Here is a 22,211-nt window from a genome sequence, read left to right as displayed (position 1 = left end):
CGCCGCCCCGCCCACCGGGCCCGCCGCCGCCCGGCCGGCCACCGCCTGGGCCACCGGGGCCACCCGCGCCGCCGGGTCCGGCTGCCGGCGCCTTGGAACGCTGGATCAGATACCAAGCCCCGCCTCCCAGGGCCACCAGCAGCGCCAGGGTCAGCAGCCACCCCAGCCACCGGCGCCTGCGTGCCGGTGGGTGAGTCGGCGACACGGTGGGCGGCAGGGGCTCGGGGGGAGTTTTGGGGTCCATGGGATGCGTCGGGAGGGGTGCAGAGGTGCGGCCTAGAGTACAGCGCCGAATGGTAGTACCGCTGTTTGCTGCGCCGTAAAGCGGCGGTAAAGCTCGCGCCGCGCGTCCGCAATTCGCGCCGGCCGGATGCGGTTCGCGCCGCGTTCGGGCATTTCGTCGCATGCCGGTGGCCCGAGAAGCGGAGCACCGGCACAGTCCGCCCATCGCTTCCCCACACACGCTTTTCACACCCTTCACCGGAGAAACACCATGCTGCTGCAGATCCTTCTTCACACGCCCAAGTGGGTGTTCGCCGTCTTCGTGCTGCTCGTCTGGCTCGGCGCCAAGCAGTTGCTGTCGAACAGCGTGAGCCTCACCCGGGTCACGCTGATGCCCATCGCCATGGGCGGGCTGTCGGTCTTCGGCGTGCTCTCTGCCTTCGGCGATTCGCTGGGCGCCCTGCTCGGCTGGGCGGCCGCGGCGGCAGTGCTGATCGCGCTGGTGCTGCAGCGCCCGCTGCCGGCCACCACCCGCTTCGATGCGGCGGCCCGCACCTTCCACGTGGCCGGCAGCGCCGTGCCGCTCGCGCTGATGATGGGCATCTTCTGCACCAAGTACGTGGTGGGCGTGGCGCTGGCCATGCACCCCGAGCTGCGCCATCAGGCCGTTTTTGCCCTGGCCATCCCGACGCTGTACGGCGCCTTCAGCGGCATCTTCGCGGCCCGCGCGGTGCGCCTGTGGAAGCTGGCGATCGCCACCGACGCTGTCGCCACCGGCGTGCGCGCGGCCTAAGATCCGGGCCCGAGCCCCGCGCGCCACGCCAACGCCAGCCAGCCAGGAACCGCCATGACCGTGCTCTTTCTGCTCCTCAAGATCTCCGTCACGGTGGTGCTGGTCGCGTCGATCCTGGAGGCGCTGGTGCTCTCCTTTCGCAACGGCTGGGCCAGCTACGACTGGAAGGCGGCCGGCGTCTCGGTGTTCGACTTTCTCGTGCGCGAATACCCGCTGCGCTGGCTGTTGCCGGTGGCCTTCTGGACCGGCGCAATGGACTGGTTCTGGAACCACCGTCTCTTCACCCTGCCGATGGACCACTGGAGCGGCTGGGTCGCCTGCTTCATCGGCCAGGAGTTCTGCTACTACTGGTACCACCGCGCGGCCCACCGGGTGCGCTGGTTCTGGTGCACCCACGCCATCCACCATTCGCCGAACCAGCTGAACCTGTCGGCCGCCTATCGATTCGGCTGGACCGGCAGGCTCACCGGCACGCTGCTCTTCTTCATGCTGGCGCCGCTGCTGGGCATGCCGCCCAAGGTGATCCTGCTGATGCTCACGCTGAACCTGCTGTATCAGTTCTGGATTCACGCGACGTGGATCCCGCGCCTCGGGCCGCTCGAATGGGTGCTCAACACGCCCTCGGCGCACCGCGTGCACCATGCCTCGAACCTCGAATACCTGGACGGCAACTACGGCGGCGTGCTCATCGTGTTCGACCGGCTCTTCGGCACCTACATCCCCGAGCGCGCCGACCTGCCGTGCCGCTACGGCCTAGTGAACCCGATCACCTCGCACAACATCCTGGAGATCGAGTTCACGCACTGGCGCGCCCTGTTGCGCGACCTGCGTTCGGCGCGCTCGGCGCGGGCCTTCGTGGGCTACCTGGTCAAGCCGCCGGGCTGGCGGCCGGATGGGCCCGGCGACACCACCGAGGAACTGCGCCAGCGCGCGGCTCTCCAGTCGGCCCCTTCGCCTCGACAGCCGGCCACACCCGATTTCATTCCTGTCCAATTCAAGGAGTTGTCATGAACACCACCACCTCCAACGCCTCGCAGCCCAACCTCGAGAAGCTCGCCCGCCGCCGCGCTGGCGCCAAGATGGGCTGGTACATCCACGCCTTCGTCTATGTGCTGGTCAACCTCGGGCTGGTCACGCTGTCGGCCGCCAATGGCCGCACCTGGGCGATGTACCCGCTGATGGGCTGGGGCCTGGGCCTGCTCATCCACGGCGCGGTGATCTGGTTCCTCGCACCCGGCGGCAGCTTCTACGACAGGCTGGTGGCACGCGAGCGCCGCGCACTGGGCGCCGGGGATCGCTGGTGACACCTGACACGCTGCCGCGGTTTCGTGCGGAGAACTTCCGCAACATGCTTCGGCATGGCCTGATCACCGTCGCCTTCTGCTGCGTGATCGGGACAGGGCTGTCCATCTCGGGCAACGGCACCTGGGCATCGCAGATGGTGTATTCGCTGTCGATCGGAACGATCAGCTGGCTCGTCATCGACAGCGGCCGGTTGATGCTGAGCGGCCACAAGGAGGTGCTGTGGCCGAAGGGCCTCTGGGGATATGGACTGGTGGCGCTGGGCGTCACTGTCGGCTTTTTCGTCGGCAACGCCATCGGCGACGCCTTCGTCGGCGCGCCGCCGCTCGAGTTCCGCAGCTTCGCCGCGCGCAAGACCGCCTCGACCATCGTCATCACCCTGGCCGCCACCATCGGCATGTGCTACTTCTTCTTCAGCCTCGGCAAGAGCAGGCACATGCAGAGCCAGCTCGATGTGGCGCAGCGCGAGGCGACCGAGGCACGGCTCAAGCTGCTGGAGACGCAGCTGGAGCCGCACATGCTCTTCAATACGCTGGCAAACCTGCGCGTGCTGATCACCCTCGACCCGCCGCGCGCCGTGGCGATGCTCGACCGCCTCAACAGCTACCTGCGCGTGACGCTCAGCGGCTCGCGCACCCTGGCGCATCCGCTCTCGGCCGAGTTCGACCGGCTGGGCGACTACCTCGAACTGATGTCGGTGCGCATGGGCGAGCGCCTGCGCTACACGCTCGACCTGCCCGAGGACCTGCGCGACATTCCGGTGCCGCCGCTGCTCCTGCAGCCGCTGGTGGAAAACAGCATCCGCCACGGGCTGGAGCCCAAGGTCGAAGGCGGCGAGATCGCCGTGCGCGCGCGCAGGAACGGGGACCGTCTGGTCATCGAAGTGAACGACACCGGCGTCGGGCTCGATGCGGCGTTGCCCCCGGACGGCGGCAGCGGCTTCGGGCTCGAGCAGGTGCGCGAGCGCCTGGCCACCGTGTATGGCGCGCACAGCGAGATGCGGCTTGCGGCCGCGCCGGCGGGCGGAGCCTGCGCGATGCTGAGTTTTCCGCTGCCCATGGCGGCCCCATGAACACGACGACAACGATGAACCCCACCGCACTGATCGCCGAAGACGAGCCCCTTCTGGCCCAAGCCCTCAAGGCCGAGCTGGCGGCCGCATGGCCCGCACTGCAGATCGCCGCCATCGCCGGCGACGGCCGCAGCGCGGTGCGCGAGGCGCTGCGCCACCTGCCGCAGGTGCTGTTTTTCGACATCCGCATGCCGGGGCTGGACGGCCTCGGCGCCGCTGCCGAGCTGGCCGACAGCTGGCCCACCGACGAGGCGCCGATGCCGCAGCTGGTGTTCGTCACCGCCTACGACGAATACGCGGCGCGCGCCTTCGAGGCAGAGGCCATCGACTACGTGCTCAAGCCGGTGCAACCCGAACGGCTGCGCAAGACCGTGGCACGGCTGCAGCAGGCGCTGGCGGCGCAGCAGCCTTCGGCCTCGCCCTCCCCTGCCGTGGCCGGCCAAACCGGCGAAGGGCTCGAGCAAACCCTTGCGCAATGGCGCCAGGTGCTCGCAGCGGCCGGCGCCGGCGGCCCCTCGCCGTCAGCGGCCCCGGCACCGCTGCGGATGATTGCCGCCAGCGATGCCGGCGGCACCACCGTGCGCATGGTGCCCATCGACGAGGTGCTGTATTTCGAGGCGGCAGACAAATACCTGCGCGTGCTCACCGCGACGCACGAGTACCTGATCCGCACGCCGCTCAAGCAATTGCTGACGCAGCTCGATGCCGACACCTTCTGGCAGGTGCACCGGGCGGTGGTGGTGCGCAGCGCGGCCATCGAGTCGGTGCACCGCGACGAGGCCGGCAAGCTGCACCTGGCACTGCGCGGGCGGTCCGAGAAGATCCCGGTCAGCCGGCTCTACGCCCATCTTTTTCGCGCCATGTGAAATTCGCCGGGCGAGGCCCAAGAAAAAGCCGGCCTTTTCGGAGGCCGGCTTTTTTCATTCAGTCACGAATCGTGTGGCAATTTAGCGCCAGTGGCCATGACGGTGGCCGCCGCGGTAGTACCCACCGCCGTAGTAGCGGGGACCGTAGTAAGCCGGCGGGCCGTAGTAGACCGGGGCCGGACGGTAATACACCGGCGGCGGCGGACGGTAGTAGACCGGCGGCGGCGGTGCGTAGTAAACGGGAGCCGGCGGCGCGTAGACCGGTGCCGGGTAGTAGGCGGGACCGCCCACGCCGACCGCAACGCCTGGCAAGCCGACACCGACCGACCAGCTCACGTCGCTGCGAGCGCTGGCCGAGGTGGCTGCGAACAATGCACCGGCTGCCACGACGCCCGCGGCGGCCCATTTGAAGAAGGTGGAACGTGTGAGGCTCATGATGTTGACTCCTTGTTTCGAGGGCTGCGTCCGGGTCTGGACCGCCCATGTGTGTATTGAACGCGGCAATTGCAAACGGGGTGCACCGGCCAATGTGAAGAACGTTGCCAAAGGTAACCTATAAGGGGCGCCCTCTAGAATGAGGCAATGACCTCCCCGACCGACAAAAACGGCGCCAAAACGACCGCTGCACCGAGCAATTTCCTGCGCCACGTGATCGAGAACGACCTCGCACAGGGCGCGTATTCTGGCCGCAAATGGGGCGGCTCCCCGGGCAACGCCGACCACCACGCCCAGGGCATGACCGACCCGGCCAAGGTGCGCCTTCGCTTTCCGCCCGAACCCAACGGCTACCTGCACATCGGCCACGCCAAGAGCATCTGGCTCAACTTCGAGCTGGCCCGCGAATACGGCGGCGTGAGCCACCTGCGCTTTGACGACACCAACCCCGAAAAAGAAGAGCAGGAATACGTCGACTCCATCCGCGACGCCGTGAAGTGGCTCGGCTACGAGACCTACCTGGCCGACCGCCCCAGCGCCCCCGGCACCCTGCAGCCGCACGAGTACTTCGCGAGCAACTACTTCGACTTCATGTACGAAGCGGCCGAATACCTCATCGGCGCCGGCCTCGCCTACGTGGACGAGCAAACGCCCGAGGAAATGCGCGCCAACCGCGGCGACTTCAACACGCCCGGCACCGACAGCCCCTTCCGCAGCCGCAGCCCGGAAGAAAACCTCGCCCGCTTTCGCGAGATGCGCGACGGCAAGCTCGACGACGGCGCCGCCATCCTGCGCGCGAAGATCGACATGGCGAGCCCCAACATCAACATGCGCGACCCGGCGCTCTACCGCATCCGCCGGGCCACGCACCACAACACCGGCGACAAGTGGTGCATCTACCCGATGTACACCTACGCGCACCCGATCGAAGACGCGCTGGAGCAGATCACCCATTCGATCTGCACGCTCGAATTCGAAGACCAGCGCCCCTTCTACGACTGGCTGCTCGACCGCCTCGCCGAGGGCGGCCTCATCGCGAGCCCGCATCCGCGCCAGTACGAATTCGCGCGACTGAACGTTACCCACGTCATGACCAGCAAGCGCAAGCTGCGCCAGCTCGTCGAGGAAGGCCACGTCGACGGCTGGGACGACCCCCGCATGCCCACCATCGCGGGCCTGCGCCGTCGCGGCTACACGCCCGAGGCGCTGCGCCTGTTCTGCGAGCGCAGCGGCACCACCAAGTCGGGCGGATGGATCGACTACGCGAGCCTCGAAGCCGCGCTGCGCGACAGCCTCGACCCCATCGCCCCGCGCGCCATGGCCGTGCTCGACCCGGTCAAGCTGGTGATCACGAACTGGGGCGAGCTCATGGGCGGCGACGAGGTTCTGGACGACTGCTCCGCCCCCGTGCACCCGCACCACCCCGAGATGGGCAAGCGCGAATTCAAGCTCGGTCGCGAGGTGTGGATCGAAAGCACCGACTACGAGGACGTGCAGCCCAAGGGCTTCTTCCGCCTCTTCCCCGGCAACCGGGTGCGGCTGAAGTACGGCCACGTCATCGAATGCACCGGCGCCACGCGCGATGCCGGCGGCAAGCTCGTCGAAGTGCAGGCCACGCTGGTGCCCGACACCAAGAGCGGCACGCCCGGCGCGGACGCGATCAAGGTGAAGGGAACCATCACCTGGGTGGCCGCGGCCGATGCGGTGCAGGCCGAGGTGCGGCTGTACGAGCGGCTGTTCGCGGCGGCGAATCCGGGGAGTGGTGAGCTGCTGGACGAGTTGAACAAGCAGAGCCTGGAGATTTGCTCGGCGTACGTTGAGCCGTCATTGGCGAAGGCTGAAGCCGGCGTGGGGATTCAGTTCGAGCGGCATGGGTACTTCGTGGTGGATACGAAGACGGATGCGCCTGGCAAGCGAGTGTTCAATCGGGCCGCCGGCATGCGGGACAGCTGGGGCAAGTAACTCGCTTGCTTCTCTTCCGCGCAAAGCCGGGCTCTTCAAGGGCCCGGCTTTTTTCATTCATTCGGGCCGCTTGTAGACCACGCCCAGCACCGCACTGTTTTCGTCCGTCGTGCACACCGCCGAGCGGCCTTGCGGGCCGACCTTCAGGTTGATCGTGTAGACGCCGTCGCGCGGCGTCGAGCCGCTGTCCACCACGATGCTGCCCGCCGGAACGCGCAGTTCGCGCGCCGCTGCGGTCACGCAGTTCTTGATGCTCGCATCGGGCGCACCACCGACACGCAGCGAGGTGCTGGTGCATCCGGTCGCCACCACACCTGCAGCTACAGCCCACACCCATCTGTTGAAACTTCGCATCGTCATTTTTCGACTCCGTGTATTGATGAATTCGTCTTGGCCGTTCAAGTAGATTGAAAGTCACCCGCAAGGGTTCGCGCTGTAGGACGGCCACCCCACCACGGACCCGGGCTATCCTGTGCATTCATGAATTTTCCGAGCCCTTCCCGCCTCATCCGCTTCAACAAGCCCTACGGCGTCCTCAGCCAGTTCACCCCCGAGGGCCGCTGGCGCGGGCTCAAGGACTTCATCGACATCCCCGACGTCTACGTCGCCGGCCGCCTCGATGCCGACAGCGAAGGCCTGCTGCTCCTCACCAACGACGGCCAGCTCCAGGCGCGCATTGCCGATCCGCGCTTCAAGATGGAGAAGACCTATTGGGTGCAGGTGGAAGGCGTGCCGACTGAAGAGGCGCTCGCCGCGCTGCGCCAGGGCGTGCAACTCAACGACGGCCTCACGCGCCCTGCCCGCGCCCGCCTGCTCGACCCGCCGCCCGACGTATGGCCGCGGCAACCGCCCATCCGCGAGCGCAAGAGCATTCCGACCGCATGGCTGGAACTGGCGATCAGCGAAGGCCGCAACCGCCAGGTGCGGCGCATGACCGCCGCTGTCGGGCTGCCCACGCTTCGCCTGATCCGCGCCGCCATCGGGCCGCACACGCTCGATGGACTGGCGCCCGGCACGTGGCGCGAATAACGCGGCCACGCAACGACGTCACAGAACCTGTTTCATTCGATCTCTTCATGCACAACTTCCGAACCACCTCGTCCGACCTCCTCACGCCCGCAATGAATCGCCGCAGCGCACTGCTCGGCACGCTGGGCCTGCTCGCGCTGCCCGCGACGCATGCCGTCGCTGCCGCACCCGCGAAGTCCAAACAGCCCCCGCCCGCCGTCTGGCCGCACGCATCGCAGGTGCCGGGCGGCGTGGCGCGCCTTTCGCTGGGCCCGAACGCCAAGCGCCCGTCCGCCTTCGCAGGCGACGTGCCCTTACTCGTGCTCGGCGACGCCATCGAATGGACTGCACTGGTCGGCATACCGCTCGCGGCCACCCCCGGCGATGCAAGCATCACGGTGCGCGCCGAGAACGGCAGCGAACGGCAGGTCGCCTACACGGTGGCCGACAAGCAATACCGCGAGCAGCGCCTGACCGTGGCGCCGCGCACGGTCGATCTCTCGCCCGAGGACGAAGCGCGCTACGTGCGCGAACGCGATCACCAGGCCGGCGTGATGGCCACGCTCACCGACCTGCGGCCCGACGCCTCGCTGCAGATGCGCGTGCCCGTGCCAGGTCGCCGCTCCAGCTCGTTCGGCCTGCGCCGCGTGTTCAACGGGCAGTCGCGCAATCCGCACAGCGGGATGGACATCGCGGCCGGCACGGGCACGCCGGTGCTGGCGCCGCTGCCGGGTCGGGTGATCGATACGGGGGACTATTTCTTCAACGGCGGCACGGTCTGGCTCGACCATGGCGGCGGGCTGCTGACGATGTATTGCCATCTGAGCCGGGTGGATGTGAAGGTCGGGGATGTGCTGAAGACAGGGGAAAAGCTGGCTGCGGTGGGTGCGACCGGGCGGGTGACGGGGCCGCATCTGCATTGGGGTGTGATGCTGAATCGGGCGATGGTGGACCCGGCGCTTTTCATCGCGGCTTGAGACTGAGCAATCCGCCGCACTACACTCCGGCCTCATGCGCCCTTCCGAAGCCCTGTCTCAGCACCGCGCCCGCATCCGCGAGATTGCGCTGAGCCATCACGTCAGCAATGTGCGGGTGTTCGGCTCGGTCTCGCGCGGCGAGGACGGTCCCGACAGCGATCTCGATCTGCTGGTCGAGCCCACGACGCAGACGACATTCATGGACATCGGGGCCATCCGGCACGAGTTGAAGGATCTGCTGGGAATGGAAGTCGACGTGCTCACGCCCAATGGCTTGCCGCCGCGCTATCGCGACCAGGTGCTTCGCGAGGCCATTCCGGTATGAGCGGCAGCGATCCGCATCGAGTTGCGGACTATCTCGGCCATATCCTGCAGGCGATCGACAACATTCGCGACTACACGAATGGCGCCACCCTCGACGCCTATCTTCTCGACAGGAAAACCCAGGATGCCGTGGTGCGGAACCTGGAAGTGATCGGCGAGGCCAGCAACAACATCGTCAAGCATCACGCGGCTTTTGCGAACTCCCACTCGGACGTCCCATGGCGCTTTGCCTACGAGATGCGCAACGCCTTGTCGCACGGCTACTTCACCATCGATCACACGATCGTCTGGCAAACCATCCAGAAGGATCTGCCGCCGCTTCGCGCACAAATCGTGGAACTGATGCAGCTGTCGTAGGCGACGGAATGTCCAGCCTTCCCGTGTTCACCGAGGCCTGCCTGGACGAAAGCTTCACTCGCGCCACCCGCCGCGAAACCCTCGCCATCCTCAACACCCGCCTGCACCCCGCCCTACAGAAAATCCTCGCCGCGGAAGTGGCCTCAGGCAACCGCGTCGTCGATGTCGGCATCGACTGACCCGATGCGGGCTCTGTGCACGTCACCCTGCACAACCGTTTCGACAACCGCCACGCGAGCGCCGAAGCCGTCTTCAGCCTCTGCGACGACCCGCACTACTGGCACGCCGACTACAGCACCACGGCCCAGCCGACGCACCTGCTCATCTGCTGACGGCCTTCTTCGGCCACGCCGACGTGCTCCACGCGATGAGCGCCAGCAACGCCACCTGCACCGGCAGCCGCACCACCAGCGCCCAATACGGCACGCTCGCAAACAGCTCCGGGCGCTGCAGCATGTAGAAATGCGCGGGCGTCACGGCCAGGGTCAAAAGAAGCAGGCCGATGCCCGCAGCGCGCCGCGTCGGCCGCCACAGGAGCCCGGCCGCGCCCAGCAGTTCGAACACACCGCTCACCAGCACGGCCGCGCGCGGCCAGGGGATGTACGGCGGCACGATGCGCATCTCGGCCTCGGTCGCCACGAAGTGCGCGACGCCGCCGAGGGCGAACCACAGGAAGACGAAGACCAGGCCCGCCACGCGCCAGCGGCTCATGGCGGGCGCGGCGCTCGCCATCAGATCGGCTTGGTGAGGTACAGCGCCTCGCGCCCCACGATCACGCGTTGCGCGGGCATGAAGATCGTGCAGTCGTCGCACGGCGCGCGGATCTCGTCCGGGCCGTTGGTGGCGATGAGCTCACCCTTGGCGAAGGTCTCGAAGCCGATCAGCGGCCGCACGAAGGCGAAGTCTTCCGACTGGATGACGTGCGTCTGCAGCAGCTGAAAGCGGCGCTGCGGCTCGGGGGCCGGCGTGGCCGGATTTTTGTCGACGAGCCCGAAGTAAGCGAGGAAGTCGTAGGTGACCGCGGTCGCCAGTTCCGATGCCGAGCGCAAAAAGTGCTGGCCGCACTCGACCACCATCGCCACGCCCTTGCCGTCCGGGCCGCCGTGGCTGCCGTACTGGATGAGCGGCGTGCCGGAGCCCAGGCCGTCGGGCATCACGAGGTGGACCGACGGGCGGCCGATGGCCAGCGCCACTTCGGCGTTGCGCTCGAACGCCGGGTACACCCAGAAGGGCACGACGGGCTGACTGGTCGAATGGATGTCCAGGATGTGATCGGCCGCATCCACCACCGGACGCAGGATGCGCGCGCGGCGCAGCTCGGGGCTGTCTTCCGCGCCGTCCAGCCATTCGGGCGACCAGATGCGGTTGAGGTTGTGCACGATCTGGCGGCTGTCGTAGGGCGACTCTTCCTTGAACGACTCGTAGGCGTCGATGTTGGCGAAGGCCACGGTGAGCGTGCCGATCTTCGGGCGCACGTTGTTGTCGAGCAGGTGGGTGGCGGCGGTCATGCCGCAGATTTCGTTGCCGTGCGTGAGCGCGTTGATCAGCACGTGCGGGCCGGGCTTGCCGGACTCGAAGCGGTGCACGTAGTCGATGCCGACGTTGCCTAGGCGGTAGGCGGAGAGGTCGCGGGGAAGGACCTCGAGGGCGGGTGGGGATTGGGTCATGGGACTATGGGCGATGAAGCGATTCGGTCGGGCGAGTTTGCTACAGCCGACGAATCCGCGCTCCGGGCGCCATGACCGGGTAGCCGGGTGACCGGGTGACCGGGTGACCGGGTTCGGGCTCGATCCGAACGAATCGAACCCGAAGCAAGGCTCAGCGCACCTGCTGGTAGTCCACAGGCACCCACACATACCCCGAGCCTTCGGCGCGGATCCGCCCCAGCCCCGGGAACGGCAGGTGTGCGCCGGCCACGAGGTAGCGCCCCTTGGCCGCATCGGCATACGCCTTCTTGCGCTCGGCCGCAGCAGGCTTGGAATCGGTGTCGAACGAGATGGTCACCTGCGGCTGCACGAACTGCACCGAGGCCACGTGCATCAGGTCGCCCCACAGCACGAGCTTCTGACCCTTGGACTCGAGCACGTAGGTGTTGTGGCCGGGCGTGTGGCCGTGGGCGGCCACGGCCTTGATGCCGGGCACGAGGTCGGCGCCGTCCTTCAGGGGCGCGAACTTGCCGGCTTCGACGTAGGGGTTCAGCGACGCCTGCGCGCCCTGGAAGAAGCCCTTCATCTCGGGCGAGGCCTTCTCCAGGTTGGCCTTGCTGAGCCAGAAGTCGGCGTCTTCCTGGCCGGCGTGGATCGTGGCGTTGGGAAAGGCCAGCTTGCCGTCGACGATGAGGCCGCCGACGTGGTCGCTGTGCATGTGGGTGATGAACACGTCGTCGACCTGCTCGGGCTTGTAGCCGGAGGCCAGCAGGTTGTTGCGCAGGTTGCCCAGCGTGGGGCCGAAGAGCGAGCCGGCGCCGGTGTCGATCAGCACCAGCTTGCTGCCGGTGTTCACGAGGTAGCTGTTCACCGAGGTGGGCACCAGGTCCTGCTTGAAGGAGCGGTCGAGGAGCTTGCCAACCTGCGCCTGGGTGGTGTTGGTCAGGAGCTTCTTGACCTCCAGGTCGATGGTGCCGTCGAAGAGCGCGGTGACCTCGAAGTCGCCGAGCATCATGCGGTAGAAGCCCGGCGCCTGGGTCTTGATCTGCGGGGCGCCGGCGTGCGCCGCGAACGAAAGCATCAGCATGCTGCTTGCGAGTGCGGCAATGCCGCGACGCAGCCAGTGGGTGGGGTGGGTCATCGGTGTTTCTCTCGGGCGTGTCGTTGGAGGGGGCGAAGAATAGCCCAAACCCCGTGCGCCCAATATCTCTCTTTTGGAGCGGTCACCAGTTCACTTCGCGCTCCGGCGTGGCCGAGATGTGGTGGATCGACAGGTCGGCACCGTCGTATTCCTCTTCCTGCGACAGGCGCAGGCCCATCGTGGCCTTGAGCGCGCCGTACACCGCCGCGCCCGCGAGCGCCGCCCACGCCACGCCCATCAGCGTGCCCATGAGCTGCGCCCACACGTTCACCCCGCCGATGCCGCCCAGCGCCTGCGTGCCGAAGATGCCTGCCGCGATGCCGCCCCAGGTGCCGCACAGGCCGTGCAGCGGCCACACGCCCAGCACGTCGTCGATCTTCCATTTGTTCTGCGTGAGCGTGAACATGAAGACGAAGATGGCGCCCGCCACGCCGCCCACCACCAGCGCGCCCAGCGGGTGCATCAGGTCGGAGCCGGCGCATACGGCCACGAGGCCGGCGAGCGGGCCGTTGTAGACGAAGCCCGGGTCGTTCTTGCCCATGGCCAGCGCCACCAGCGTGCCGCCGACCATCGCCATCAGCGAGTTGACGGCCACCAGGCCCGAGATCTTGTCGATGCTCTGCGCGCTCATCACGTTGAAGCCGAACCAGCCCACGCACAGCACCCAGGCACCGAGCGCGAGGAACGGGATGTTCGACGGCGGATGCGCGCTCAGCGATCCGTCGCCGCGGTAGCGGTTGCGCCGCGCGCCCAAGAGAATGACCGCCGGCAGCGCCAGCCAGCCGCCCACCGCATGCACCACCACCGAGCCCGCGAAGTCATGGAATTCGTGGCCGGTGACCGAAGCGATCCAGCCCTGGATGCCGAAGTGCTTGTTCCACGCGATGCCCTCGAACAGCGGATACACCACGCCCACGATCACCGCGGTGGCAATGAGCTGCGGCCAGAACTTGGCGCGCTCGGCGATGCCGCCCGAAATGATGGCCGGAATGGCCGCTGCAAAGGTCAGCAGGAAGAAGAACTTCACCAGCTCGTAGCCGCTCTTCGCCGCAAGCTCCGTGGCGCCCACGAAGAAGTGGGTGCCGTAGGCCACGCCGTAGCCCACGAGGAAGTACACGATGGTCGAGACCGAGAAGTCGACCAATATCTTCACCAGCGCATTGACCTGGTTCTTCTTGCGCACGGTGCCCAGTTCCAGAAAAGCGAAACCGGCATGCATGGCCAACACCATGATGGCGCCGAGAAGGATGAACAGCGCGTCTGCGCCCTGTTTGAGTGCGTCCATGGGAGCTTCTTGCAGTTTTTGGTTTGAATTGGTGCATCGCCGCCGGAGGGCCCGGCGCGATGGTGCAAGGAAGCAAAAATGGTGCCCGAAGGCTCCCGGATGGTGCGAAACGGGCCATAACGGCGCGCCTGCGCACCGGAACAGGAAGATTTTTCAGCCGGCGGAGCCGACGCCGGCCCTGAGCGCATCGCGGTACCGGCGGCTGCATGGCACTGTCGTGCCGTCGTGCATGTGCAGCCGGGCGTCGCCGCCGTCCAGCGGCTCGATTTCCTTGATGCGCGCGAGGTTCACCGCATGGCTTCGGTGCACGCGCACGAACCGGGCGGGGTCCAGCTGGGTCAGGAAATCGGTGAGCGTGGCGCGCAGCAGGTAGTCGTGGCCGTTGACGTGCAGGCCGACATAGTTGCCCTCGGCCTGGAGCCAGTCGATGTCGGTGGCGGCGATCAGGAATTCGCGGCGCAGCTTGCGCACGAGAAAGCGCTCCGGCCGCGCCGGCGGCAGTGGCGCAGGTGGCGGCGGGGCTTCCTCCGGCGCGGGCGGCGCGTCATCGGCCGGGGGCGATGGCGATGGCGGCGGCGCTGGCGGTGCCTCGGGCGGATCGGACACCCCCGCCTCCGGCGCATCGAGCACCCGGGCCTCGCCCTGCAAACGCAGCATGAAGAGCCGGTAGGCCCAGATCCCGAAGACGATCGAGACGTAGACCCGCACGTCCTTCAGGTACTCGTAGCCCCACTGGCCGGTCCAGCCACCGAACTCGTAGCGGCCGCCGGCCAGGGCGTAGACCAAGGAGCGCACCGCGAACATGCCCGCCACGTGCACCAGGCTGATGGCCACGCTGGCCACCACGTGCCCGGCGACAAAGCGCACCCAGCGGCCGGGCAGGAGCGGCGCGAGCCGGCGCTCGACGGCCACGAACACCGGGATCAGCATCAGCAGCACCAGGTGGCTCGATCCCTCCCAGGTGACGATTTCCCAGGTGGCGCGCGGCACGGCGCGGTTGCGGGCATCGACTACGGCGACCATGGTGCTGAACACGCCCTGCAGCGTCATCAGCACGATCCAGAAGCCCACTTCGACGTAGCGGCGGATCGGTTCGTAGCGCTCGTACAGGTTCCGGTGGGACGCTTTCATGCCCGGGATTCTCGCCATCCGCGCGGCCTGGGGGCGAATTTCGTCCCACGTGGGCTACCGCTCGTCACAAAGGCCAGGCGATCCGTCCCGCGGGCGCCCCGCCAGGCCGCGCCGGGCCACACGATGGCCGCACTTTCTGTTTCGAGGACCCTGAAATGAACCTCCCGACTCCCCTGCCCGACGCGGGCCGGCGACACGACATCGACGCCCTGCGCGCCCTCGCCTTCCTGTTCGTGATCCTCTATCACGTGGGCATGTACTACGTGGCCGACTGGCCCTGGCACCTCAAGAGCCCGCACGCGGCCGAATGGCTGCAGTGGCCGATGCGGGTGCTGAACATCTGGCGCATGGACCTGGTGTTTTTGATCTCGGGCGTGTCGCTCGGCTTCCTCGCCCGCCACCAGGGCACCGCGGCGCTGCTGCGCAGCCGGGGCGCGCGGCTGGTGCTGCCGCTGGTGTTCGGAATGATCGTGATCGTGCCCTACCAGGCCTACGCGCAGGGCGTGGCAAATGGGCTGGTCGCACCGGGCTTCGGCGCCTTCCTGCTGCGCTACCTGTCGATGGCCGAGCCCTGGCCCAAGCGCGCCTTCGACGGCGCCGAGTTCGGCATGACCTGGAACCACCTCTGGTACCTGCCCTATCTCTTTGCGTACACCGCGCTGGTCGCGCTGACGCTGCCGCTGTGGAGGTCGCCCGCCGGCCAGTGGGTGCGCCGGCGGTTCAACGCGCTGCGCGGCTGGCAGTTGCTGCTCTTGCCGGTGCTCCCGCTCGTGGCGTGGACGGTGCTGCTGGCCCCGCACTTCCCGCCCACGCACAACCTGGTGCGCGACTTCTACCTGCACGCCATTTACCTCACCGTGTTTCTCTATGGCTACTGGATGGGCGTGGACACCGGTATCTGGAAGGAGCTGGAGCGGCTGCGCCGGCTGTCGCTGGTGCTGGCCGTGGCGGCGATCGGCACGCTCATCGCGGTGCGGGTCGGCGCCAGGGGGTCGGCGCCGGGCTTCGTCATCGACCTGTTGCGCACGCTCTACATGTGGCTGGCCATCGCAACGATCCTGGGCCATGGCCACCGCCACCTGAACCGCCCGTGGCCGTGGCTGCGCTGGGCCAACGAGTCGGTGTACCCGTGGTACGTGCTGCACCAGACGCTGATCGTCGTGGCCGTGGTGTGGCTCGCGCCGCTGGCGCTGGGCCCGGTGCTGGAGCCCGCGCTGATCCTGATCGCCACCATCGGCGGCTGCTGGCTGCTGACCGACGCGCTCGTGCGCCGCGTGCGCTGGCTGCGGCCGCTGTTCGGGCTCACGCGCCGCGCACGCCACACGGGCGCGGCACCGCAAGCGCAGGATCAGAGCCCGCTTTCCCTGGCCAGCACACGCAGCACCTGACGCGCCACCTTGGCGAACAGGCTCTCGCCACGCGCATCCATCGTCACCACGCCGCGCACGATCTGCTGGACGTGCGCGTCTTCACGCGCGTTGTCCAGCGGGCGCATCAGCACCGGGTACTGGCTCAGGTTGGGCACGGCCTTTCCCTTGTCGGTCACGTTGACCGCGATCGGGCCGCCGTTCACCGACTGCAGGTAGACCGAGTCGATCTCTTCCGCCGCCACGGCCGACATGCCCACCAGCGCCACCTTGAAGCTGGCCTGGCGCGGATCGTCGGGCACGAAGCGGCCCTCGGCCCCGTCGCGCAGCCGCCAGGCATGCTGCCCTTCGACATACCCGCGCAGGTCTTGCGCGCCCCGCTCGTCGACGACGCGCGCGAGCAGCTGCTTGCCGGTGATCCAGCGCGAGGCATGCAGCTCGGCATCGAAGTCGGCGGCGGTGCCCGCAAAGGGCGCCTTCACCTGCAGCAGCGCGCGGCGCTTGGCCAGCCCGCTCAGGTTTTCCTGCTCGGCGACCACGCCGCGCAGCAGCTCCTGCGTCTGCGCGCGGTCGATGCGGTCGGAGCCCGAGCGCGCGATGCGCGCCTGCAGCAGCGCCAGGCGAATGCGCGCTTCGCGCTGCTCCTGTTCGAGCATGGGCGAATGCAGCGTGAAGAGCACCTGCCCTTCGCGCACCTGCGCACCCGGCCGCACATGCAGCTGCGCGATCTGCGAGGCCTCGGGCGCGAAGACCGGCTCCTCCCGCGTGGCGCCCAGCACGGCGGGCACCTTCACGCTCAAGTCCAGCGGCAGGAACAGCGCAACGAACGCCAGCGCCAGCAGCGAGAACGTCCAGACGCTGCGGGGCCGCCGCGCGATGGCGACGCGCATCGCCCACCAATGTTTCACTTCGCGCCAGATGGGCATGACGATGAACCAGCAGATTTCGACCGCGAACAGGAAGATGCCCGCGGCCTTGAAGAAGAAGTGATAGACCACCAGCGCAATGCCCAGGAACAGGAAGAACCGGTAGAGCCAGGTGGCCCACGCGAAGAACGCGAACGCGCGCGCGGTGTGCGGCGTCACCGGCTCGGGCATGGGTGCGCCCAGGCCGAACAGCCACTCGCGCATCTTCCATTGGCCGAAGGCCTGCGAACGCGCGCTGAGGTTGGGCACGCCCAGCATGTCCGACAGGAAGTAATAGCCGTCGAAGCGCATGAACGGGCTCAGGTTGATCGCCAGCGTGCTCACCCAGCTCGTGGTGGCGATCACGAAGGCGGCGCTCCTCACCGGCCCGTCGGGCAGGAAGGCCCACAGCAGCGTCGCGATGCTCGCCAGGCACAGCTCGGTGATCACGCCCGCGCCATCCACGAGCAGCCGCTGCTTGCGGGAGCGCAGCTTCCAGGTGTCGGTGGTGTCGGTGTAGAGCACCGGCACCATCACCAGGAACGACACGCCCATGGTCGGCACCCGGCAGCCGTAGCGCGTGGCCGTGTAGGCATGGCCGAGCTCGTGCATCGTCTTGGTGAGCGCCAGGCTCAGCCCGTACACCGCCAGCCCCTTGAGCGAGAAGAAGTACGGAAAGGTGTGCAGGAATTCGTCCCACTGCCGCGACACGAAGTAAAGCCCCAGCAGCCCCGCCAGCACGATGAAGACCACGAAGGTGCGCGTGAACAGCGGCGCCACCCAGTGCACCGTGCGGCGCAAAAAGCGGTCGGGCTTGACCAGCGGCACGCGAATGAACAGGTAGTGGTGCAGCAGCCACTGCCACCACGACTGCCTGTGCGCCGCGGCCTGCGCGCTCAGGCTCTTGACCGCATCGCCCAGCGGCGCGCGCGTGAGGCTGTTGGCCAGCAGGAACTGCAGCAGCGCCTTGATGGCGTTCGGGTCGGGCTCGCTGCCCTGCTGCTGCATGAAGAGGCGGCGCATCTCGCCCACCGTGCCGCCGCGCCAGGCGCCCAGCAGCGCCAGCTCGGCCTGCCCGACCTGGAAGTACGCGTGGCGCACCGGGTCGAAGATCGTCCAGCTCGGCGCCCCGTCCAGCAGCGGCGCGCCGCGCTCGAAGCGCAACTCCTCGCGCAGTTCGGGCAGGCGCGCATCGTCGGGCAGCTCGCCCGCAGGTTGCCGCGGCACCTCGGGCGCCGGGCCGGGCATCAGCTCTTCGATGCCCATGGCTACCAGCCCACCGTCTGGCGCAGCACCGTGATCGGGCGGCGCAGCACGTAGAAGAGCAGCGGCACCTTGCCGCCATACACCTGCGCCGTGCCTCGCGTGCCGATGCGCAGGTCCTTCAGCGCGGCGCTGTCGTTGGCGCGTGCCGCCAGGCGGAAGGCCAGGTTGTTGTTCTCGGTCTTCTCGGCCTGGTAGCCCGCGCGCAGCAGCTGTGCATCGATGGGGCGCAGCGGGTCGCTGTCCAGGTAGATCTTCACGCGCGCGCCGTCCTCGATGAGCAGGCTGTCCTGCACCGGCAGGAAGATGCTGAACTCGATGTGCTCGGGATTCGCGATCTTCATGATCTGCTGGCCCGTCTCCACCGGCCGGCCCTGCCAGTCGCGGCGGTCCGAGTACACCGCGATGCCGTCCACCGGCGCGCTCAGCACCGACTTGGCCATGAGGTCGCGCGCGTAGTCGTATTGCGCGGTGGCCAGCTCCAGCTCGGCCTTGTTGATGGCCACCTCGCGGTTGGCGTCGGCGCTGTCGATGGCCGCCTGCGAGGTGCTCGCGAAGCGCGCGGTGGCGACCTGCATCTTGCGCTGCGCGAGCTCGAGCTCGTTGCGCAGCTTGGTGTCCTCGAAGCGCAGGATGGGCTGGTTGGCCTTCACCGGCGAATTGGGCGGCACGAGGATCTCGGCCACCACGCCGGTGAGCGGCGCGGCGATCACCGACGGGTCGGCCGCGGCCACTTCCATCGGCGCGAGCGCGCTCATCGACACCGGGAAGATGCAGGCCAGCAGCAGCGCGGCGGCCAGCAGCCAGCGCGTCTTGCGGTCGAAGCGCCAGCGCTGCCACGCGCGCTCGGGGCCGGCCAGCGCGCCCCAGGCGTGCGAGTAGGTCTCGGCCAGCCGCGCGGCGATCTTCTGCTGCGACTCGGTCCACGGCTCGCCCGCGAACAGCAGCGCGCCGCCGAGCGCCTGGCCGTCTTTCAGGCGCATGGGCAGCCACAGCGCATGCGCGAACGGGTAGCTGGCCGCATCGCGCTCCTGCGGATCGGCGAAGGCCTCGCGGCCGAAGGCCAGCGGCTCCGCGGTCTGCGAGGCCTCCGGCGGCAGGCTCGCCACCACGCGCTCGACCCAGCGGATGAGCGGCACGTTGCGGTCCACCGCGGCCAGGCTGGACACGCCGGCCACCTGGAACGGCGCGTCCGAGTGACGGCGGCGCAGCGCGAAAGCCTGGCGAAACGGCAGGATGCGCTTGGCCTCGTTGAGCAGGTGAAAGAGCAACTCTTTCTCTGTCTGCTGGCGCCGGATTTCGGCCTCCAGCTCCAGCAGCACCAGCGTGCCGTCGCGAAAGCGCGGCGTGGCGTCCACCACGCGCGCGCCCTGCGGCGGCTGCGGTGCCTGCAGCGGCTGCAACGGCGAAGGGGGCGGTTGTCCTTCCTTGGGCACGGGTGTCATGGCTTGGCCTGCGGGTCCGCGGCCGCCGCACGCTGCGACGCCGGGTTCTGCGGAAATTCGGCGCTGCCGCTCATGCCGGGCAGCACCGCTTCGCGGCTGCCCGTGAACACGCCCACCACGCGCACCGTCTGGCTCACCGGATCGACCGAGGCGCCCAGCCGGGTGACCTTGCCCTCGTAGCTGCGCGCGGTCTCGTCGATCCTGAACTTGAAGGGGCTGCCCGGCTGCAGCCAGCTCAGCCAGGCCGAGGGCGCGATCAGGTGCATTTCAAGCTCGCTGTCGTTCAGCACGCGGGTGAGCTCCTTGCCGGCCGCGGCGTTCTCGTGCTGGTGCGAGATGTTCTCCACCACGATGCCGGAGAACGGCGCGGTGATGGTGCAGTCGCGCATCTGCGCCTCCAGCGCACCGGCCTCGGCGCCGCTTTGCTCGGCCTTGGCCTTGGCGATCTGCACGTCGGTCTTGCCGATGGCGTTGTACTTGTCCAGCTCCTCGCTCTGCCGCAGCACCTGGGTGCTCGCCCGGTTGGCGGCCCAGGCCGCATTGGCCTCGGCGCGGATGCGCGTGCAGTCGAAGGCCACCAGCACCGCGCCCTTCTGGAAACGCTCGCCCTCCTTGTAGGGCATCTGCGCGATGCGCGCGGCGATCTTGGCGGAGAACAGCACTTCGTCCTTGGGCTTGATCACGCCGCGCACGGCAGTGGCCTCGGGCCGGGGCGGCGATGCATCGCCGGGCAGGCCCGGTGCGGCTTGTGCAGGCACGGCGGGGGCTGCAGGCGTGGCGGCCGCGGCCGCCAGGTCGACGCGCGGCGCGGCGGCGGACGCTGCCGGTGCCGCAGGCGATGCAGCGACGCCAGGCGCGGGCACGGGCACGGGCACGGGCGCGGGCACAGGCACAGCCGCAGATGGCCCCGGACTCGTCGCCCCACCCGAAGGCACAGCCACGGCCGGTGCAGCTGGCGCTGCGCGCCGGGCATCTCCCCCCATGTAACCCCAGGCGATGGCCACCAGCGCGACCACGAAGGCCGCGCCGATCGCCACGGTCCGCACCGGCACGCCGCCGCGTGGACCTGGCTGCGGCCCTGGTGCCTGTTCGCTCATGAACTGGCCGTGCAGGCGGCTGCACTGGTGACGCCGGTCACGTCCTGGCGGCTCTGCCACAGGCGCTGCAGGCCCGAGGCCAGGTCGCGCACCGAGTCGCGGCTGCTCACCTCGGGCGTGAAGCTGTCCAGCCCGATCGAGCTGTACACGTTGGCGAAGGCGTTCTGCATGTCCGCGTAGGCCAGGTCGTAGCGCACCTCGGCGAGCAGGCCGTTCATCTCTTCGCGGATCAGGCGCTGGCGGCCCTCCTGCTTGGCCTTGAAGGCCGAGCGGATCTGATCGTTGATGCCCGTCTGCACCTGCGTGTAGCGGCTGGCCGTGACCAGCGACTGCCGCGCGAAAGCGAATTGCGCGCGGCTCACGTGCACCTGCGTCATCACCGCCATCGTGAGCGCGCGTTCGCGCTCGCCCAGCCACTCGGTCTGCGCCTGGATCACGCGCTTGTCGGCCGGATAGCGGAACAGGCTGAGCACGTTCCAGCTCGCGCGCACGCCGACGCCCGACCAGTTGTTGTTGTAGAGATAGCTGTTGGAGTCGTAGTTGGCGCCGATGAACGCGCGCAGGCTGGGCAGGTTGCGCAGCAGCGCCACGGTGCCGTCCTGCTCGTTGATGCGCAGGCGGTAGGCGATGTCGCGCAGCTCCGAGCGGTTTTCCAGCGCGGTGCGGATCATGGCCTCGCCCGAGAGGCAGAAGTCGGTCGACAGCGCCGTGCGCTCGGGCAGCGAGAGCCTGAACTCGGTGCCCGGCGTGAGGTTCATCAGCGCGGCCAGCTGCGCCTTGGCGATCACCAGCTCGCGCTGCAGCGCCTGGATCTGGCGCTCCACGTCGATCAGGTCGCGCTGGTAGGTGAGCGCGGCCAGCGGGCTGGCGGTGCGGCGGCGCGCGATTTCCTCGGAGTCGCCGAGTGCGGAAGTCACGTCGCCCGAGAGCTGCGTGAGCTTGGCGATGAGCCGCTCGGCGCTCACTGCGCGCCAGTAGGCGGTGCGCACGTCCTCCACCATGCGGGCGGCGACCTTGCGGCGGCTCTCCAGCGAGATCAGGCGCTGGTCGGCGGCCTGCTTGGCGCGCGCGTACGACACGCCGAAATCCAGCACGTCCCAGCTCAGGCTCAGGTCCGCCGCGGTGGTCTGGCGCTCCACCGAGGTGGAAGGCTCCAGCGACTGGCGCCCGCTCAGCAGGGAGCGGCTGCTCGCGCCGCTGTCATTGCTGCGCGAGTTGTAGCCCGCATTCGCCACCAGCTGCGGCAGCATGTCGAAGCGCGTGCGGTCCAGCTCCTGGCCGCGCACCGCCTCCTCCATCATCGCGACCTTGTAGTCCAGGTTGTATTTCAGCGCGCGCGCCATCGCCTCGTAGAGCGTGATCTCGCCGCCCACGGGCTCCTGGCCCTCGGTGAGCCCAGCGAGGTTGCGGTCCACGCGAAGGCGCAAATGGTCCTTGGCGAGCGGCTCGGGCGTCACGCTGCAGCCGGCGAGCAGCGCGGCCAGCGCGGCCGTGCAGACGGCCGGCACCGAGCGGGCGAAACGGCGGCGCGACGCGGCGCGCGCACCGGTCTTGTTGCGGGGCGATGGGGTCAATGGCATCTCGAACATCTTTCTCGTCTTTCTTGTTTCAGG

General features: G+C 68.4%; 24 protein-coding genes. 13 read left to right on the top strand and 11 right to left on the bottom strand.

Features of this window, described 5'->3' with window-relative positions; translation table 11 throughout:
- The first annotated feature begins 493 nt into the window (after nt 1–493).
- The 5 genes from RT97_RS25980 to RT97_RS25960 are packed head-to-tail and all read left to right on the top strand — an operon-like array spanning nt 494 to nt 4,255.
- Nucleotides 494–1,015: a DUF6622 family protein gene (locus tag RT97_RS25980; RefSeq protein WP_042581736.1), complete on the top strand. Its 522-nt coding sequence runs from the start codon at nt 494–496 to the stop codon at nt 1,013–1,015.
- 54 nt (nt 1,016–1,069) lie between these two features.
- The gene (locus RT97_RS25975; protein ID WP_042581735.1) at nt 1,070–2,026 is read left to right on the top strand and encodes a sterol desaturase family protein; all 957 of its coding nucleotides are present in this window, start codon (nt 1,070–1,072) and stop codon (nt 2,024–2,026) included.
- Nucleotides 2,023–2,319, top strand: a complete 297-nt coding sequence (locus RT97_RS25970; RefSeq protein WP_042581734.1) for a 2TM domain-containing protein — start codon at nt 2,023–2,025, stop codon at nt 2,317–2,319. The genes RT97_RS25975 and RT97_RS25970 overlap by 4 nt, the downstream gene beginning before the upstream one ends.
- Nucleotides 2,316–3,389 (top strand): sensor histidine kinase, encoded by a 1,074-nt coding sequence (locus RT97_RS25965; RefSeq protein ID WP_042581733.1) that lies wholly within the window; start codon nt 2,316–2,318, stop codon nt 3,387–3,389. Before RT97_RS25970 ends, RT97_RS25965 begins: the two co-directional genes overlap by 4 nt.
- 14 nt (nt 3,390–3,403) lie before the next feature.
- On the top strand, nt 3,404–4,255 hold the full coding sequence (locus tag RT97_RS25960) for a LytR/AlgR family response regulator transcription factor (protein ID WP_042581732.1): 852 nt from the start codon (nt 3,404–3,406) through the stop codon (nt 4,253–4,255).
- A gap of 81 nt (nt 4,256–4,336) precedes the next feature.
- On the opposite strand, the gene RT97_RS25955 is transcribed toward RT97_RS25960, so the two are convergent.
- Nucleotides 4,337–4,690 carry a hypothetical protein gene (locus tag RT97_RS25955; protein ID WP_042581731.1) on the bottom strand — a complete coding sequence of 118 codons (354 nt, stop codon included), beginning with the start codon at nt 4,688–4,690 and terminating at the stop codon, nt 4,337–4,339.
- 147 nt (nt 4,691–4,837) lie between these two features.
- Here RT97_RS25955 and RT97_RS25950 point away from each other — a divergent pair, with 147 nt between their 5' ends.
- Nucleotides 4,838–6,652, top strand: coding sequence for a glutamine--tRNA ligase/YqeY domain fusion protein (locus tag RT97_RS25950; protein ID WP_042581730.1), 1,815 nt, complete (start codon nt 4,838–4,840; stop codon nt 6,650–6,652).
- Between the two features lie 57 nt (nt 6,653–6,709).
- On the opposite strand, the gene RT97_RS25945 is transcribed toward RT97_RS25950, so the two are convergent.
- On the bottom strand, nt 6,710–7,012 hold the full coding sequence (locus RT97_RS25945) for a hypothetical protein (RefSeq protein ID WP_042581729.1): 303 nt from the start codon (nt 7,010–7,012) through the stop codon (nt 6,710–6,712).
- 120 nt (nt 7,013–7,132) lie between these two features.
- On the opposite strand from RT97_RS25945, the gene RT97_RS25940 reads away from it, so the two are divergent.
- Genes RT97_RS25940 through RT97_RS33225 form a run of 6 tightly spaced genes read left to right on the top strand, consistent with a single transcriptional unit; the run spans nt 7,133 to nt 9,650 of the window.
- Nucleotides 7,133–7,681: a pseudouridine synthase gene (locus RT97_RS25940; RefSeq protein WP_042581728.1), complete on the top strand. Its 549-nt coding sequence runs from the start codon at nt 7,133–7,135 to the stop codon at nt 7,679–7,681.
- Nucleotides 7,682–7,728: 47 nt separating this feature from the next.
- Entirely contained in the window at nt 7,729–8,637 is a 909-nt protein-coding gene (locus RT97_RS25935; RefSeq protein ID WP_042581727.1) for a M23 family metallopeptidase, read from the top strand.
- Between the two features lie 34 nt (nt 8,638–8,671).
- The gene (locus RT97_RS25930) at nt 8,672–8,962 is read left to right on the top strand and encodes a nucleotidyltransferase family protein (protein WP_042581726.1); all 291 of its coding nucleotides are present in this window, start codon (nt 8,672–8,674) and stop codon (nt 8,960–8,962) included.
- Complete coding sequence (locus RT97_RS25925) at nt 8,959–9,318, top strand: HepT-like ribonuclease domain-containing protein (RefSeq protein WP_042581725.1); 360 nt, start codon at nt 8,959–8,961, stop codon at nt 9,316–9,318. Before RT97_RS25930 ends, RT97_RS25925 begins: the two co-directional genes overlap by 4 nt.
- 8 nt (nt 9,319–9,326) lie before the next feature.
- Entirely contained in the window at nt 9,327–9,497 is a 171-nt protein-coding gene (locus RT97_RS33230) for a hypothetical protein (RefSeq protein WP_155403892.1), read from the top strand.
- A 15-nt stretch (nt 9,498–9,512) separates the two neighbouring features.
- Nucleotides 9,513–9,650, top strand: a complete 138-nt coding sequence (locus tag RT97_RS33225) for a hypothetical protein (protein WP_155403891.1) — start codon at nt 9,513–9,515, stop codon at nt 9,648–9,650.
- Here the strand turns inward: RT97_RS33225 and RT97_RS25920 are convergent.
- The 5 genes from RT97_RS25920 to RT97_RS25900 all read right to left on the bottom strand — a co-directional run bounded on the left by RT97_RS25920 (nt 9,640) and on the right by RT97_RS25900 (nt 14,521).
- Nucleotides 9,640–10,050, bottom strand: coding sequence for a DoxX family protein (locus RT97_RS25920; RefSeq protein ID WP_253278319.1), 411 nt, complete (start codon nt 10,048–10,050; stop codon nt 9,640–9,642). The genes RT97_RS33225 and RT97_RS25920 overlap by 11 nt on opposite strands.
- Nucleotides 10,050–10,985: a succinylglutamate desuccinylase/aspartoacylase domain-containing protein gene (locus tag RT97_RS25915; RefSeq protein WP_042581724.1), complete on the bottom strand. Its 936-nt coding sequence runs from the start codon at nt 10,983–10,985 to the stop codon at nt 10,050–10,052. The genes RT97_RS25920 and RT97_RS25915 overlap by 1 nt, the downstream gene beginning before the upstream one ends.
- A 151-nt stretch (nt 10,986–11,136) precedes the next feature.
- On the bottom strand, nt 11,137–12,105 hold the full coding sequence (locus RT97_RS25910) for an MBL fold metallo-hydrolase (protein WP_042581723.1): 969 nt from the start codon (nt 12,103–12,105) through the stop codon (nt 11,137–11,139).
- Between the two features lie 82 nt (nt 12,106–12,187).
- Nucleotides 12,188–13,390 (bottom strand): ammonium transporter, encoded by a 1,203-nt coding sequence (locus tag RT97_RS25905; RefSeq protein ID WP_042581722.1) that lies wholly within the window; start codon nt 13,388–13,390, stop codon nt 12,188–12,190.
- Between the two features lie 153 nt (nt 13,391–13,543).
- Nucleotides 13,544–14,521, bottom strand: coding sequence for a LytTR family DNA-binding domain-containing protein (locus RT97_RS25900; RefSeq protein WP_042581721.1), 978 nt, complete (start codon nt 14,519–14,521; stop codon nt 13,544–13,546).
- A gap of 155 nt (nt 14,522–14,676) precedes the next feature.
- On the opposite strand from RT97_RS25900, the gene RT97_RS25895 reads away from it, so the two are divergent.
- Nucleotides 14,677–15,909, top strand: a complete 1,233-nt coding sequence (locus tag RT97_RS25895) for an acyltransferase family protein (protein ID WP_042581720.1) — start codon at nt 14,677–14,679, stop codon at nt 15,907–15,909.
- Here RT97_RS25895 and RT97_RS25890 read toward each other — a convergent pair.
- From RT97_RS25890 to RT97_RS25875, 4 genes are read right to left on the bottom strand one after another with little or no spacing between them, the layout of a single operon-like run.
- Nucleotides 15,870–18,059 (bottom strand): biotin/lipoyl-binding protein, encoded by a 2,190-nt coding sequence (locus RT97_RS25890; protein ID WP_052810756.1) that lies wholly within the window; start codon nt 18,057–18,059, stop codon nt 15,870–15,872. The two genes, RT97_RS25895 and RT97_RS25890, sit on opposite strands and share 40 nt — an antisense overlap.
- A 2-nt stretch (nt 18,060–18,061) precedes the next feature.
- Entirely contained in the window at nt 18,062–19,501 is a 1,440-nt protein-coding gene (locus RT97_RS25885) for an efflux RND transporter periplasmic adaptor subunit (protein WP_080898435.1), read from the bottom strand.
- Entirely contained in the window at nt 19,498–20,598 is a 1,101-nt protein-coding gene (locus RT97_RS25880; protein ID WP_080898434.1) for an efflux RND transporter periplasmic adaptor subunit, read from the bottom strand. Before RT97_RS25880 ends, RT97_RS25885 begins: the two co-directional genes overlap by 4 nt.
- The gene (locus RT97_RS25875; RefSeq protein ID WP_042581740.1) at nt 20,595–22,178 is read right to left on the bottom strand and encodes a TolC family protein; all 1,584 of its coding nucleotides are present in this window, start codon (nt 22,176–22,178) and stop codon (nt 20,595–20,597) included. The genes RT97_RS25880 and RT97_RS25875 overlap by 4 nt, the downstream gene beginning before the upstream one ends.
- Between the last annotated feature and the right edge of the window lie 33 nt (nt 22,179–22,211).

Source organism: Variovorax paradoxus, assembly GCF_000834655.1.
In the GTDB taxonomy this organism is placed as follows: domain Bacteria; phylum Pseudomonadota; class Gammaproteobacteria; order Burkholderiales; family Burkholderiaceae_C; genus Variovorax; species Variovorax paradoxus_F.
Note: the sequence above shows the minus strand (reverse complement) of the source record. Positions and strands in the feature narration are given on the sequence as shown.